At 41.0% G+C, this 15,570-nt stretch carries 17 protein-coding genes; 9 read left to right on the top strand and 8 right to left on the bottom strand.

Going from position 1 to position 15,570, the window contains the following annotated elements:
* Positions 1-5: 5 nt before the first annotated feature.
* Positions 6-458, bottom strand: a complete 453-nt coding sequence (locus tag M1F14_RS13150; RefSeq protein ID WP_004911348.1) for a DUF441 domain-containing protein — start codon at positions 456-458, stop codon at positions 6-8.
* A gap of 717 nt (positions 459-1,175) precedes the next feature.
* On the opposite strand from M1F14_RS13150, the gene M1F14_RS13145 reads away from it, so the two are divergent.
* The 5 genes from M1F14_RS13145 to M1F14_RS13125 are packed head-to-tail and all read left to right on the top strand — an operon-like array spanning position 1,176 to position 4,611.
* Positions 1,176-1,601 (top strand): PPC domain-containing DNA-binding protein, encoded by a 426-nt coding sequence (locus M1F14_RS13145; RefSeq protein WP_042843555.1) that lies wholly within the window; start codon positions 1,176-1,178, stop codon positions 1,599-1,601.
* 34 nt (positions 1,602-1,635) lie between these two features.
* Positions 1,636-2,217 (top strand): membrane protein, encoded by a 582-nt coding sequence (locus tag M1F14_RS13140; RefSeq protein ID WP_042843553.1) that lies wholly within the window; start codon positions 1,636-1,638, stop codon positions 2,215-2,217.
* Positions 2,218-2,922 carry an energy-coupling factor transporter transmembrane component T gene (locus tag M1F14_RS13135; RefSeq protein ID WP_042843552.1) on the top strand — a complete coding sequence of 235 codons (705 nt, stop codon included), beginning with the start codon at positions 2,218-2,220 and terminating at the stop codon, positions 2,920-2,922.
* 11 nt (positions 2,923-2,933) lie between these two features.
* Entirely contained in the window at positions 2,934-3,779 is an 846-nt protein-coding gene (locus tag M1F14_RS13130) for an energy-coupling factor ABC transporter ATP-binding protein (protein ID WP_232370535.1), read from the top strand.
* The gene (locus M1F14_RS13125; protein ID WP_166685071.1) at positions 3,763-4,611 is read left to right on the top strand and encodes an energy-coupling factor ABC transporter ATP-binding protein; all 849 of its coding nucleotides are present in this window, start codon (positions 3,763-3,765) and stop codon (positions 4,609-4,611) included. The genes M1F14_RS13130 and M1F14_RS13125 overlap by 17 nt, the downstream gene beginning before the upstream one ends.
* Positions 4,612-4,677: 66 nt before the next feature.
* Here the strand turns inward: M1F14_RS13125 and purC are convergent, their stop codons facing one another.
* The 3 genes from purC to dapA form a co-directional block, all read right to left on the bottom strand.
* Entirely contained in the window at positions 4,678-5,391 is a 714-nt protein-coding gene (gene purC / locus M1F14_RS13120; protein WP_042843549.1) for a phosphoribosylaminoimidazolesuccinocarboxamide synthase, read from the bottom strand.
* A gap of 476 nt (positions 5,392-5,867) precedes the next feature.
* The gene (gene bamC / locus M1F14_RS13115; RefSeq protein WP_042843547.1) at positions 5,868-6,920 is read right to left on the bottom strand and encodes an outer membrane protein assembly factor BamC; all 1,053 of its coding nucleotides are present in this window, start codon (positions 6,918-6,920) and stop codon (positions 5,868-5,870) included.
* Positions 6,921-6,936: 16 nt separating this feature from the next.
* Positions 6,937-7,809 (bottom strand): 4-hydroxy-tetrahydrodipicolinate synthase, encoded by an 873-nt coding sequence (gene dapA / locus M1F14_RS13110; protein ID WP_042844313.1) that lies wholly within the window; start codon positions 7,807-7,809, stop codon positions 6,937-6,939.
* Positions 7,810-8,133: 324 nt separating this feature from the next.
* Here dapA and M1F14_RS13105 point away from each other — a divergent pair, with 324 nt between their 5' ends.
* Both M1F14_RS13105 and bcp read left to right on the top strand, forming a co-directional pair.
* Positions 8,134-8,691 carry a glycine cleavage system transcriptional repressor gene (locus M1F14_RS13105; protein WP_042843546.1) on the top strand — a complete coding sequence of 186 codons (558 nt, stop codon included), beginning with the start codon at positions 8,134-8,136 and terminating at the stop codon, positions 8,689-8,691.
* Between the two features lie 14 nt (positions 8,692-8,705).
* Complete coding sequence (gene bcp / locus M1F14_RS13100; RefSeq protein WP_042843545.1) at positions 8,706-9,176, top strand: thioredoxin-dependent thiol peroxidase; 471 nt, start codon at positions 8,706-8,708, stop codon at positions 9,174-9,176.
* A gap of 52 nt (positions 9,177-9,228) precedes the next feature.
* On the opposite strand, the gene M1F14_RS13095 is transcribed toward bcp, so the two are convergent.
* Positions 9,229-10,293 (bottom strand): AI-2E family transporter, encoded by a 1,065-nt coding sequence (locus tag M1F14_RS13095; RefSeq protein ID WP_042843543.1) that lies wholly within the window; start codon positions 10,291-10,293, stop codon positions 9,229-9,231.
* A gap of 197 nt (positions 10,294-10,490) precedes the next feature.
* Between M1F14_RS13095 and M1F14_RS13090 the strand changes: the two genes are divergently transcribed.
* Both M1F14_RS13090 and arsC read left to right on the top strand, forming a co-directional pair.
* Positions 10,491-11,954: a M48 family metallopeptidase gene (locus M1F14_RS13090; protein WP_042843542.1), complete on the top strand. Its 1,464-nt coding sequence runs from the start codon at positions 10,491-10,493 to the stop codon at positions 11,952-11,954.
* A gap of 12 nt (positions 11,955-11,966) precedes the next feature.
* The gene (arsC, locus tag M1F14_RS13085) at positions 11,967-12,323 is read left to right on the top strand and encodes an arsenate reductase (glutaredoxin) (RefSeq protein ID WP_048607347.1); all 357 of its coding nucleotides are present in this window, start codon (positions 11,967-11,969) and stop codon (positions 12,321-12,323) included.
* Between the two features lie 144 nt (positions 12,324-12,467).
* Here the strand turns inward: arsC and hda are convergent, their stop codons facing one another.
* The 3 genes from hda to upp form a co-directional block, all read right to left on the bottom strand.
* Positions 12,468-13,169 (bottom strand): DnaA inactivator Hda, encoded by a 702-nt coding sequence (gene hda, locus M1F14_RS13080; protein WP_042843540.1) that lies wholly within the window; start codon positions 13,167-13,169, stop codon positions 12,468-12,470.
* A 126-nt stretch (positions 13,170-13,295) separates the two neighbouring features.
* A complete protein-coding gene (gene uraA / locus M1F14_RS13075) occupies positions 13,296-14,591 on the bottom strand; it encodes a uracil permease (RefSeq protein WP_042843539.1) in 1,296 nt (431 codons plus the stop codon).
* Positions 14,592-14,701: 110 nt separating this feature from the next.
* Positions 14,702-15,328 (bottom strand): uracil phosphoribosyltransferase, encoded by a 627-nt coding sequence (gene upp / locus M1F14_RS13070; protein ID WP_042843538.1) that lies wholly within the window; start codon positions 15,326-15,328, stop codon positions 14,702-14,704.
* Positions 15,329-15,570 lie beyond the last annotated feature (242 nt).

The following is a 15,570-nucleotide window of genomic DNA, read 5'->3' as shown; positions in this document are numbered from 1 at the left end:
TAATGTTATGATTTCCCAATTAATAACGACAAGATCCCAGCCGCAATTAACGGCCCTACAGGAACGCCGCGGAACAAAGCGACACCAATAACTGTCCCGACTAATAACCCTGCGACTGTAGAAGGTTGATGTGACATTAAAGTCACCCCACGGCTACCTAGCCAAGAGACGGCAATGCCAATCACAATGGCAAGGATTGATTTCCAATTTAAAAATGAGCTCAGGACTTCGTTCGCTGTTATTTTGCCACTTGCGATAGGAGCCATCACCCCAATAGTGAGAATAAGAATGCCGATTGTTAACCCATATTTTTCAATCCATGGGAAATAATTATTCAATGGCGTGATCCTAACCACCAATAAAAATAACATCGCAAGAGTGACCGTCATATTATGACTTATGATCCCTAACCCAGCTAATACCAGTAGGATGATTAATGTTGGATCAACATGACTCATAGATTTATCCCTGTAGAACGCGTAATTATTATTTTACGAACAGCTAAAATGATTGGTTTCAAAACATGTTATTGGCTCATCATCAAAGAAGCAAATATATACATGCTCTATTTTGTTTTTGCTAACCTATTATTATAATGAATAATAAAACTGACTGTCTCCTTCCATCATATTAACTTAGTAATTACACTTGTATTACTTATTAATATCAATTGATGCTGTTTAATATTTTTAGCTTTATTCTAACTAAAGGCATGTATGAATACGAATATTGCCCATCTAGCATACTGAACTATCCCCAAAGCTATACCATCCGAGGATGGTTTAAACGGGAATAGTAGACATTTCCCTTAGCAATTTATCCATATTAAAGAAAACACTCGCTAGCATAAACCATGGTTATCCGTTTATCGTGCTCAGAAAAACACCGTTAAGTTTAAATCCACCTGTAAGCAATAAAACTTAAGCTAAATATTCGGGATATTCATAACTCTTTATTTTTTTATTTCTTCATTTTTCCCATATTCATCACCATAAACACCAACTTACAGTGCGTTTTACTAAAGATGCACTCAAACACCTTTGTTCCCAGACAATTGGTAATTATTGAGTATAATATCCATCAGTTATTAATATAAAAAGTCATAAACCAAGATAATTGATAATTTACTAAATTGTGTGGCACTTATTACTAGCACAATAATTAGGATTAATGATATGACCCACCCTTTACCCCTTTATTCCAACGCTCGTTTTATTGCTATCCGCTTAGTACCCGATGAAGATGTGATTTTATCCTTACGCCAACAAATTGCACATCATCGTCTGCAAGCTGCGTTTATTGCTGGGAGTGTTGGCAGCTTAACCAATGTTGCTCTACGTTTCGCTGGGCAGGATATAACGCATCATACAACAGGTAAATTTGAGATTGTCTCTTTAATCGGTACGTTGGATGCCCAAGGTGAACACCTTCATCTGGCGGTTGCTGACGAAACTGGCAAAGTGCTTGGTGGCCATATGATGCCCGGTTGCACAGTGAGAACCACATTAGAACTGGTGATTGGTGAACTTGAAAAAACCAATTTCACACGTGAACCGTGTCCTCTTTCTGGTTACGAAGAACTTATTATCACCTCTCGTTAATTTATTATTCCATCATAGCAAGGAATACGTTGTCATGAGCAAAACGTCGATTATTTCTAGTCGCACACTGACTTTAATTGTTTTTTCGATCGCGATTAATATGATTATTGGGCAATTAAGCTCTATGTTAAAACTGCCTATTTTTCTCGATTCTATTGGAACGCTAATTTGTGCGTTATTAGCAGGCCCTTGGGTCGCCTTGTTTAGTGGCTTATTAACCAATTTATTGTGGGGATTACTCAGCGGGCCTATCGCCGCAGCATTTGCCCCCGTAGCCATGATGATCGGCCTCAGTGCTGGGTTGTTAGCCCGTGCCGGCTGTTTTCGCACCTTACCTAGAGTTATTTTATCCGGGGTCATTATTACCTTTGCATTAATGCTCGTTGCTGTCCCTATTCGCACTTACTTATTTGCAGGGACGACGGGTAGTGGAGCTGATTTTTTCGTTGCCTATTTCCATGCCGTTGGAGATAACTTACTTGAATCAGTCGCGATTACCGTTCTAGGTGCCAACATCGCAGATAAAGTTATTTCCGCTATTGTTGCTTGGCTGCTGGTTCGCCAATTGCCGGAGCGAGTACAACGCAACTACCCCAATATGGCTAAGGTAAGTTAAATGCACCCGTTTACCTCGCTGACGCTTTGGCTCTGGCTGAGTGCGAGTTCACTATTTTTGCCTTTGGGGTGGCCTTTAGCTCTGCTAGGTTGTAGTACTTTTATAGTATTACTATTATGGCAACCCGCTCGTCATCGTTGGCGTGTTGTCGCGTGGATTATGATACCCATGGCGGCAGGTCTCTGGCTTATCCATAGTGGTTGGTTAGCCCAGATACTCACAGGGGATACGTTGAAAAATAGCCGCCCAGATTTTGCCATGGCATTATGGTTTAGGTTATTAACTATTATTAGTGGCTCCCAACTTTGGTTGCAATTTGTCCCGACGGAGCGGTTTATTCGAGCCCTATTTGCTAGCAGGTTGCCTGCAAGCTTTGCCTATTTATTGGCAGGTCCACTATTACTCGTTGAACAACTACGCCAACAGTTGATAACTATCCGTGAAGCTCAAATTGCTCGTGGAGTTCCCTTAAATGGCGGGATTTGGCAGCGCATCACATCATTGCCGGCCTTATTATTTCCACTAGCCAGTAATACACTCAATGAGTTGAGTATCCGCAGTGCCGCGCTGGATATGCGTGGCTTTCGATACAGCTCTAACCGTACGACCCTTAACCCTCCCGCTGACAGTTTATGGCAAATATCCTTACGCTACGGGTTAGTCATATTTATTTTTATTGAAGGTGGTTTAGCTCTGTGGTGGTGAATTTGCAACAAATGTGCTTTATTCCACAAGGAACAGAGCAAATTTTATTAGGGCCGATAGATTTACATCTCGATCCAGGCCAGTGGCTATGTGTATACGGGGGCAATGGCAGTGGTAAAAGTACATTAGCCCAACTACTTGCGGGCTGGCATGATGATTTAATGCGTGGGAAAATTGAAGGTGTCGCCAATGTTTTACAGGGAACATTGACAACAGACTCATTAATTCAAGCTTCAACTAGCCGGCAACTCATTCAACAATCCCCACATTTACAGCTATCAGGCTGTGCTTTTACCGTCGAGCAAGAAATAGCCTTTGGGCCTGAAAATTTAGGGTTAGCACCAGAAGAGATAGATAGGCGGGTTGAACAAGCAATCCGTTTAACCTTCTGTGAGCCGTTACGTACTCGGCACCCTTCAACCTTATCGGGTGGTGAAGCTCAGCGTGTCGTCTTAGCCAGCGCTTTAGCAATGCAACCGAAATTACTGCTACTCGATGAGGCATTTAGTCGGTTAACACCTAGTGCGACACAGCATATTTTAATTCAACTCAAGCAATACACCGAACAAACTGGTTGTAGCTTAATGTTATTTGAGCGCAATTTATTACCCGCAACCCATTTTTGCAGTACTTTTTTGCTATTAAGTTCTGGTAAAGCATTTTTAGAAGCAGGAAAAATGCAAGCCGTCGGCAGCTTGAATGATATTTTTCTTGCTGCACTTGAAACTATTAATATGCCAGACGCATGGCGAGCCGTGGGAGAGCTAGTCAAACAAGGTCTTTGGGTTGATAATATCCCCCATAATGAAAGCCAACTGGTGCAAGCATTTAAGGAGCGGTATGCTGCAACTCGATAAGCTAACTTACCGTTGGCCAAGTTCTAGTCATGATAATATTAAGAGCTTATCTGTCTCCATATACTCTGGAGAATGGGTAGCTTTAGTGGGGGATAATGGCGCGGGGAAATCAACACTATTGCGACTTTTAGCGGGTTTATTGCAACCCACCAGCGGTCATATACACCTCGACAATCAAAAGCTCAGTGCCATTACTGCACCCCATAGAGCAAACCAGATCGGTATTTTATTTCAAGAAGCTGAAAAACAAATTTTTCATAGTCGAGTCAAAGACGAAATCGCCTTTGGTTTAAAGCGGCAAAAATACGCTAAAGCTGAAATTCAAACGCGTACATTACATGCGCTAAAGACTTGCGGCCTCACTGATGTTGCAGATAAACACCCTTTAGATTTGCATGCAGGCCAACGAAGAATGGTTGCTGTTGCCTGTTTAGAGGCTATCTCTCCTAAATTATTATTACTCGATGAGCCTAGCCGTGATTTCGATGCATGTTGGATGCGCCGATTCGAGCATTGGCTAACATTGCAACGTGAAAAAGGGGTTACGGTGGTCACCATTAGCCATGACCTTGACTTTGTAGCACGCCATTTCCAGCGGACCTTACATTTATCAAATGGGGAGCTCATCGCTGATGGGCCGCCATTATCTATATTATGTCATCCTAAACTGCAAGTTGAGTCGTCTCTTCCGGCCCCAACACTGATTTCACTTAGCCAACAGTTACAACTGGAACAACTGGAACAACTGGAACAACTGGAACAACTGGAACAACCTTATATCACCCCATTGTCTTGGGTAACCAATTTTCTGAACCAATCGTCCCTTAAGTAACATAACTCTTCGTCAAAATCAGCCTGAATAGCAGGCTGATCCATACCTAAAATAATGAAAAATTGATTAATCTAGCGGTACACCAATACGACGAGCAACTTCTTCATAAGCCTCAATCAAGCCGCCAAGGCTTTGACGGAAACGGTCTTTATCCATTTTATTAAGGGTTGCTTTATCCCATAAACGGCTACCATCTGGAGAGAATTCATCCCCTAGTACCACTTGGCCTTTATATAAACCAAACTCTAGTTTGAAATCGACTAAAATGAGCCCAGCATCGGCAAAAATTTTGCTCAGAACCTCATTTGCTTTGTAGCTCAGTTCACGCATTGTTGCCAGATTGTCTTTGCTAACCCAACCAAAGGTTTCACAATAAGACTCATTGACCATTGGGTCATGCTTCGCATCATCTTTTAAGAATAAGTCAAATAAAGGCGGGTTCAATACCATACCTTCTTCAACACCTAAGCGCTTAACAAGTGAACCCGCTGCGCGGTTACGAATAACACATTCAACTGGAACCATATCTAGTTTTTTGACTAGTGCTTCAGTGTCAGAAAGCAGTGCCTCCATTTGTGTTGGAATACCCGCCTCTTCTAATTTGCTCATAATAAAATGGTTAAATTTATTATTAACCATGCCTTTACGATCAAATTGTTCGATACGCTCACCATCGAGTGCTGATGTATCATTACGGAATTCCAGAACCAGCAGATCAGGATCCTCTGTGGTATAGACAGTTTTTGCCTTACCACGATACAACTCAGCTTTCTTTTGCATCTTACACACTCCAGAGATGTGATTAATCTATATAAAAAATGATATGGGAATTCTGTCATCATTCTGTCTTTACAGAAAAGATAATTAACAGAAGAAAAACCATTTAAAAATACGGTTCACTGTTAATTTTCTACTCTGTTTCAGCTAGTTATACGCCAATGTAAAAGCTTATGCTAACCCACTGATATACAATATTTTATATTTTAGCGCTAATTATGATAATAAAATTCTCAGGCGGACGCAAACGATTACTTCAGCATAAACACTGATTTTTTGTCCATTCGTTTTATGGCATCTCATATTGGCAAGATAGCAATAATATTTAAAATGATTATCTATCTATAAACTTATGATGAGCTAACTGATCCCTTTGCCCCAATTTGAACACACCTAATTTGGCTAAAATTCCCCATAAAAAAACCGCGACTTGTATTGCAAGCCACGGTTTTTATTTGTTTTACCAAAATGAAATATAATTATTTATTCGTTGGAACTTTACTAAACGCCGCTTTTAATGCCGCGACCATTTCATCATTTTGTTTCTGTGTTAATGCGACACCTTTAGTGGTGATAAATTGCAGCGTACTACGGTTGTTTAAGTCACCAACCTGCAATTTATAATCCGCTTCAGGGATCGATGGGTCATCAACCCCCAGAGCTTGCCATTCTGAGCTACTTAAGCCTTTGTAAGTTACCGTGACAGAGCCACTAGAGCGAGAACGGTCGCCAACTTTCATGCCTACACTTTCTAGTGCATGAGGTAACCTTTCCCAAACCGCATCAAATGGCGCACGGACAACGACTAAAGGAAGGCCTGTATCGTCACTACCTGTTTGAACATCTATGATCCCATAGGCACTTTGGATACTGTTTTTATTTGAAGTATCACGCAACGTATATAAATTATCAGTTAATTCGTTTAACAATAATTTGTTATAACGTTGAACTTCAATAGTATCAGTAATAGTTTCATCACCTTGGCGTAACCCTAAACTGGTGACTGTTAATGCCATCATGCCGTTTTCAGGTTTAACCGTAATTTTATGGCGGCTTTCAATAGGCACGTTTTCGTCAGCACGATCCCACTTGACCCAATTGGTTTCAATTGAGCGAGAGCCATCATCTTTCGATGAAACTGGGATGCCTCTTTGTTCTAGGATCATGGTGACTTGTGACCAAAGAGCACTATTTTCAGGTGTATTTTCTAGCAACAAACGACTTGCTTGCGCGCTATCTTCCGTGCGTGAACCCGCTAATTGCGAAATTGTCAGTACAGGGGGACGAATATCTAAAGCTTTCCCTACTGCGCCTGTTGATGTGGCTTTAGGGATATCATACTCACCATTTGCTTCTGGTAATGTAAGCCCTTGTGGCACATTTAACACTTTCAATGGCGCAGCATTGAGGTATTCCTCATCACCGCTGACCTGACGTTTATAGCGCTGATCGCTGGAGCAGGCTGCCAGTAACACGACAAGTGACAGGCCAGCAACCTTCATAACCTTCGATTTTTGCAATAATGTTGCCATTAAAATTCCCTAAATTTTACAGTAACCCAGCGAGTTTCAAGGCTTCTTCCACTTTTTGCTGGCCTGAGCTGGTTAGCGGTGTCATAGGTAACCGCAATGTACCATCTGTAATCAAGCCTAAGCGATGACAGCCCCATTTCGCTGGAATTGGATTTGGTTCAACAAACAACTGAAGATGTAACCCCATCAGTTTTTTGTTTAATTCGCGCGCTTCAGTATATTTGCCTGCAAGCGCTAAGTCACACATTTTTACCATCTGCGGTGCAGCAACGTTAGAAGTTACTGAAATAACGCCCTTTCCACCGAGTTGCATGAAATCGAGTGCTGTCGCGTCATCACCGGTTAACAGTACAAAATCATCATCAACCAGTTCTTTGATTTGATGAACCCTAGCTAAGTTCCCTGTCGCTTCTTTAATTGCGACAATATTCGCCAATTTCGCTAAACGCCCTACGGTTTCAGGTAACATATCGCAGCCTGTCCGTGATGGTACATTATAAAGAATCTGTGGCAAGCTAGTGTTCTCTGAAATTGCTTTAAAATGTTGATATAGCCCTTCCTGAGAAGGCCTATTATAATAAGGTGTTACCGTCAGGCAAGCAACTACCCCACTATTTTCAAATTCATTGGTTAAAGAGATAGCTTCTGCTGTCGCATTTGCACCTGCACCAGCAATAATTGGGATACGCCCATCAGCAAGTTCTAAGGTGGCTTTCACTACATCCACATGTTCTTTGTGAGTTAAGGTTGCTGATTCGCCTGTTGTACCAACAGAAACAATGGCAGATGTTCCGCTTTCAACATGGTAATCCACCAGTTTTTTCAGACTGGCTTTATCTAAACGCCCCGCTGAGTCCATCGGTGTTATAACTGCAACAATGCTTCCCATTAAAAAATCTTTATAATTTGCGTTTCCATTAGCCATGACGATACCCCCTTAATAATTGAACCCCCATGTTACTTTTTCATTTCCAAGAAGAAAACCACCCAACAGCAAGATTTTAATGAATTTTGTTAATGCCAGAGACATTAACTTAAATAGAAGTAATAATTCGCTGATATTTCTCGCAAGAGTGTGTGCTTTCTCTTGGCAGATGCCATTTTTTATGGTTTCCTTACCTGCATCTGGCGTCAGTTTTATGACAACTGTATTTACTGCTATATTCTAATTAAGTGTTTAACTGACATAATCAAAAACATTAAGGGACAGACTTTGCCTAAGACTGAACAGCAATTTCTTGTGATTACTGCGCTGGGAACAGATCGTCCGGGCATTGTGAACACGATTACTCGCCTCGTTAGTGAGTGTGACTGTAATATTGAAGATAGTCGCTTAGCGATGTTTGGCAAGGAGTTTACGTTTATTATGATGTTATCCGGCAGTTGGAATGCCATCACTCTATTAGAGGCGACATTGCCTCCTAAAGGGGCGGAACTTGACTTGCTGATTGTCATGAAAAGAACTCAAAGTGTTCAAACAACCTATTACCCATCGACAGTAACGGTGAACGTGGTTGTCGACGATGCACCACGGATTGTCGAGCAATTCACAAATTTATTCACAACTTCGCAATGTAATATTGCAGAGCTTGTTTCTAAGACTCAACCAGCCAATAATGATATGCCCGCTCAACTGGAAATTCAGATTACTGCACACGACCCGTTGGACGATAACGGCATAATTATAAAAAACAAATTTCAACAACTATGTACAATGCTAAATGCTAAAGGCAACATAAGCATTATCAACAACCCCAATATGCAGAGTTAACGGAGATATATGTAATGAACCCATTGAAAGCCGGTGATAAGGCGCCTCAATTTAGCCTTCCTGACCAAGATGGTGAGATCATCAATCTTTCTGATTATCAGGGTCAGCGCGTATTAGTTTACTTTTATCCTAAAGCGATGACTCCAGGTTGTACCGTTCAAGCGTGTGGTTTGCGTGATGAAATGGACACACTAAAAGCGAAAGGTGTCGAGGTTTTAGGGATTAGCACAGACAAACCAGAGAAACTTTCTCGTTTCGTTGAAAAAGAAATGTTGAACTTCACTTTATTATCAGACGAAGAGCACCAAGTATGTGAGCAATTTGGGGTTTGGGGTGAAAAACAATTTATGGGGAAAACCTATGATGGCATTCATCGTATCAGTTTCCTCATTGACCCAACAGGGAAAATAGAACACGTATTTGACAATTTCAAAACCAGCAATCACCACGAAATCGTCCTCGAATACATTACCGCGAACGCTTAACTTTTAGTCTTTATATAGTGCTGTATGGGCCATACAGCACTATTTTCTAAACTTATTTTACTAATTCGTTGGTGTCTTCAGGCCACACATGAATAACCGCTTTAATAAGCGTTGCCAATGGGATTGCAAAAAACACCCCCCACACTCCCCATAAACCACCAAAAACGACAACAGATAAAATAATCACTAGTGGATGTAGATTGACGGCTTCTGAAAACAACAAAGGCACCACAACATTGCTATCCAGCCCTTGGATCACTAAATAAGCCAGCATCAAGTACCAAAACTCACTACCAATACCAAATTGAAATAACCCAACAATAACGACAGGAATTGTTGCTGCTACCGCACCAATATACGGGATCAAAACAGCAACCCCTACCAACACTGATAATAATACTGAGTACCGCAAGTCAAAATACGCAAAACATAAATAAGTGACGACACCCACAATCACCATTTCTGTTACCTTGCCACGTAGATAGTTGGTAATTTGCTCGTTCATTTCTACCCAGACTTTACCTACTAATAAACGGTTTTTAGGTAATAGCTTTAAAAAACTTTGGCTAATACGTTCTTTATCTTTTAATAGGAAAAATGTCATCAGTGGAACTAAAACCAAATAAACAGCTAAAGTAAAAATGCCAATCAGTGATGCCACAGACGCTTTTACGACAGAGTCTGCAATACCTGACATGCGACTGCGTAAATTATCAGCCATCATATCAATAATGCCAACATCAACCAATGCAGGGTATTGCTCAGGGAGTTTCTGTGCAAATTCATTGAAACGGTTAACCATATTCGGTAGATCGGCCATCAAATTAATACCTTGCTGCCAAGCTGTCGGGGCAATAATTAAAATCACCATGGCACTTATTCCCGCAAATAGGGTCAAAATGATACTCACAGCAAAAGAGCGTGATAACCCCGCACGTTGTAGTAAATGCGTCGGCCACTCGAGTAAATAAGCTAAAGCAATTGCTGCCAATAACGGAGCTAGTATACTGCTGAAAAAGAAAATGATCACAAAACCAGAAACCAGTAGTGTAAAAAGTGCAACGGCTTGTGGGTCAGCAAAACGCCGACGATACCACTGTAAAAACAATTCCAGCATTTGTAGCTCCTGGGGAAATAACACAAAGGACAGTTCTTAAATTATCGAAAATTATACCGAAGAACAGATTTAACGATAGCTTTTGCTATCATATGTTTTAAACTTTTCGAGTTATTTGCTGCCTTACCCTATATACACTCGAAATAAAGTCGGTACTTACCCTAAATTTTAAATGTTGTATGGGATACTCACGTTTCATGAAGAAAAAATTCAAACACCCATTATTGGCTTTCATGATCGCCGCACTGATGAACGGTGCAGTTTTACCTGCTTATAGTGCCATAGAAGACACCTTACCTGATATTGGCACCACAGCTGGGGGCACACTGAGCATCAACCAAGAAATTATTATGGGTGATGCTATTACACGCCAAATCCGTGCTAGTACACCACTCATTTACGACCCATTGTTGACTCAATATGTTAACAAACTTGGTATGCGGTTAGTAAAGAATGCCGATTCAGTTAAAACACCGTTTAAGTTTTATCTCGTTAATAACCCTAATATTAATGCTTACGCCTATTTTGGCGGTAATGTCGTATTACACTCCGCGTTATTTCGTTACAGCCAAAATGAGAGCCAACTCGCTTCGGTGATGGCCCACGAAATTTCACACGTCACCCAACGGCATCTTGCCAGGATGATGGAGGATCAAAAAAGTACCACCCCTCTTGCGATTGCGGGGACGATTGGTTCTTTATTATTAGTGATGGCAAATCCGCAAGCAGGTTTTGCCGCACTGACAAGCACGATGGCCGGTGTGCAACAAGGCATGATCAGCTTTACACAAGCGAATGAACAAGAAGCTGACCGTATTGGTTTACAAACACTAAGGCGTTCTGGTTTTGACCCCCATGCAATGGCTGATTTTATGCAAACGATGTCAGACCAAACACGCTATATGTCTAAACCCCCTGAAATTTTGCTAACGCACCCCTTACCAGATAGCCGCTTAGCGGATGCTCGAAACCGTTCAAATCAATACGCTAAAGTCAGCGTGCCATCTTCACTGGATTTTATGTTAGCCAGAGTCCGTATATTGGCAATGTATAGTTCAGACCAAAAACATGCATTAGACCAGATTATTGAAAATTATGGGAAAGGCTCTGCACAAGAACAAATAGCCGCGCAGTATGGTAAAGCCTTGATTCTGTCGCAAGATAAAAAATACGCAGATGCAGGTAAAATCATGGCTGAATTATTAGCTAAACAGCCTGATAACCCTTGGTTTATCGATACCATGACGGATATTGATATTGAGCAAAAGCGTGTATCAAAAGCCGTTACGCGCTTGCAAAATGCCTTGAAGAAATCCCCTCAAAATACGGTGTTTATTGTTAATCTTGCGAATGCATTAATTAATGACCATCAATATAAAGAAGCCAGAACCTTGCTAAATAAATACACTTTCGATTATCCAGATGACCCCATCGGTTGGGATCTACTGGCAGAGGCGTCTGCTAAACAAGGTAACCGTACTGAAGAGTTAGCAGCTTATGCTGAAGGTATGGCACTGCGCGGAAATTATGATACTGCGATTAATTATCTCACTGATGCTAGCCGTAAGAGCAAATTAGGCAGTTATGAACAACAGCGCTATGATGCACGAATCGATGCACTAATAAAACTGCAATTACGTGATAAAAATGCAAAACCGTAAGGAGTTAATATAATGACGGATTCGATTAAGATTTACCACAACCCTCGTTGCTCTAAAAGCCGTGAAACCTTAGCCCTGTTAGAGCAAAAAGGCATTGTTCCCACTGTGGTTGAATACTTAAAAACACCCCCAACAACGGGTGAAATCAAAAAACTGCTCAAGATGTTAGGGTTTAAAGATGCTCGTCAGTTAATGCGCACCAAAGAAGATTTATATAAAGAATTGAATTTAAGTGATGACGGCTTAACACAGGATCAACTAATTAAAGCGATGCATGAAAACCCGAAGCTGATTGAGCGCCCTATTGTGGTTAACGGCGATAAAGCACGTTTAGGCCGGCCACCTGAGCAGGTACTTGAAATTTTATAAAAACTGTTTGGTGATAAAAGTCGTACTCAATATATTATTGAGTTTGACTTAAGTTATTTCTTTTCTACCAAACATTGTTTAAAAGGCGATATGCATGAGTCTATCGCCTTTAGTTTTATATATTGATTTAATCAATAATATTGACTAGAGCTTTAAGATATCTTTGACAAATGGAATGGTGAGTTTTCGCTGTGCAACAATCGAGGCATGGTCAAGTTTATTGAGAATATCGAACAATGTCCCCATTTTTCTATCAAGACGTTTTAACACAAACCGGCAGACGTCTTCAGGAAGCTCAAAACCACGGATACGCGCACGTAATTGAAGAGCCCATATTTTATCTTCATCACTAAGTGGATGCAGCTTGTAGATTTGCCCCCAATCAAGGCGAGAGGCCAAATCCGGTAATTTCAACTCAATCTGCCGTGGGGGTCTATCACCCGTAATTAACAGGCAAGTACGGCCAATTTCTAAAATACGGTTATATAAATTGAAAATAGCCATTTCCCATTCTTCATCACCCGCTATACATTGGATGTTATCGATACAAACCAATGATAAATGTTCCATGCCATCTAATACTTCAGGAACAAAATATGCACGTTTATCGAGTGGTACATAGCCTACAGCAACACCCTGTTCAGAAAGCTCAGCACATGCAGCATGCAATAAATGGCTTTTCCCACCACCTTCACGCGACCAATAATAGATATAACTACCATGTGGTTGAATAATTGCAGACTGAATAGCAGACAACAACGCCCCATTCTCCCCGGCATAGAAGCTAGCAAAGGTTTCATCATCTGGAAGATATAGTGGTAATGAAAGCTGTGATGGTGTGTTCAGAAGCGCCTCTGGCTGTACAAATCAATTTTCATCTCCCAGTTTACCATAAAAAACGAGGAGAGATGAATAAGAACGGTTTCCAATTGCCGCCCAATATTTTGAGCGGCGTATTGAAAACAATGTGAATTATTTTTTATGACTATTAAGCTCTTGCACTTCTGATGTCACAAACTGTTTCTCAGGCCGGACAAAGGTAATAAAGCGGAATAACAATGCCATACAAATACCAACAATCGTAGCCAGTGCCATACCTTTAAGTTCTGCTTGACCAATATGGATCACCGCCCCACTGACACCTATAATTAAAATCACTGACGTCAAAATCAAGTTTTGCGGTTTGTTGTAATCCACTTTCGAATCAATTAAAACACGGATACCCGATGCTCCAATTACCCCGTATAATAAGAGTGATACCCCACCCATCACCGGTACCGGCACTAATTGGATCGCCGCAGCTAACTTACCAATGCAAGAAAGTAATATCGCTATTACCGCTGCACCACCAATAACCCAAGTACTGTATACCTTAGTAATGGCCATAACACCGATATTTTCGCCATATGTCGTATTCGGAGTGGAACCAAAAAAACCAGAAATTACAGTAGAAAAACCGTTTGCAAACATAGAACGATGTAAGCCCGGTGTTTTCATCAAATCCCGTTCAACAATATTTGCAGTCACAACTAGGTGGCCAACATGTTCTGCAATTACCACTAATGCAGCAGGCAAAATGGTTAAGATAGCAAACCATTCAAAGCGTGGCGTATAAAAAGTTGGAATTGCAAACCAAGGTGCTTCGATTACGGGTGTAAAATCGACAATGCCCATAAAGTAAGAAAGTGCATAACCAACTAAAAAACCAATTAGAATCGGAATGATAGATAAAAAACCACGAAAAACAACCGCACAAAGGATAGTTACAGATAATGTCGTCAGGGAAATGATTAGTGTATTGCTATCGACTGTGGCGCCATCTTTAGGCAATAAGCCAGCCATACTTGCTGCTGTTTGAGCTAATTCTAAACCGATAACGGCAACAATCGCCCCCATAGCCGCGGGTGGGAACATCACGTTAATCCACCCCCTTCCCGCAACTTTAACAATCAATGCAACAAGACAAAACAATACACCACAAATAATAAAGCCACCCAGTGCCAATTCATAACCGAGTGGCAATAAAATCAATACCGGCGAAATAAAAGCAAAACTAGACCCTAAATAAGCAGGAATTTGGCCTTTACAGATAAATAAATACAACAGGGTGCCTATCCCGTTAAACAATAATATTGTTGCTGGGTTTACGCCAAACAGAATCGGTACGACAACGGTTGCGCCAAACATAGCAAATAAATGCTGGAAGCTCAGTGGTATGGTTTGGAGTAATGGCGGTCTTTCTTCAACACTGATGGTGCGACGTGTCATTTTATTTTATCCCCTTTTAGCAATTTTTTACTGAATTGGCTTATCACTTTAAATACAGTGGTTCTCTACGAATAAATCAAAAAAAAGCCGACTTCTCAGTCGGCTTATCATTATTTTGTACCAAATATCTTATCACCCGCGTCACCCAGACCCGGAACGATATAACCATCTTCATTAAGACGCTCATCTATGGAAGCGGTATATAATTCAACATCAGGATGTACGGCTTCTAAAGCTTTAATACCTTCAGGAGCAGCCACAAGCACAAGTATCTTAATTGACGTACAACCTGCATTTTTTAACAAGTCGATAGTCGCAATCATTGAACCACCCGTTGCTAGCATTGGGTCAACAACGAGTGCCATACGCTCTTCAATGTTGGAGGCGAGTTTTTGAAAGTAGGGAACTGGTTGTAGTGTTTCTTCATCACGATAAACACCAACCACACTGATACGTGCACTTGGAATACTGTCTAACACACCATTCATCATACCAATACCTGCACGGAGAATTGGTACTACAGTGATTTTCTTACCTTTAATTTGTTCTATTTCTACAGGACCACACCAACCATCGATAGTCACTTTTTCAGTTTCAAGGTCAGCGGTTGCTTCATAAGTCAGTAGGCTACCAACCTCTGAGGCCAGTTCACGAAAGCGTTTAGTGCTTATATCATGATCTCGCATCAGGCCGAGTTTATGTTTAACGAGAGGGTGGTTTACCTCAACGATCTTCATGGTTTTCTCCTACTATTTAAGACGTCGGCGGACAAAAAAATCGCCGGATTATACCTCTTTTAGCTACGATTGCCACTAGATTACCCTTGACTTTGGTCAAAACAACAACAATTAGACCCATTTTTTTCATATTATAGCTTATCTCAGCTAAGTTGATATTTGATAAACAGCAATCACCATCTCCGTGACCTCATTTCTTTTGGCTGATGTTTATTTACTGAATATTGTCATTTCTTTTCCCC

The sequence above is a fragment of the Providencia sp. PROV003 genome (assembly GCF_045040775.1).
In the GTDB taxonomy this organism is placed as follows: Bacteria; Pseudomonadota; Gammaproteobacteria; order Enterobacterales; family Enterobacteriaceae; genus Providencia; species Providencia huashanensis.
Note: the sequence above shows the minus strand (reverse complement) of the source record. Positions and strands in the feature narration are given on the sequence as shown.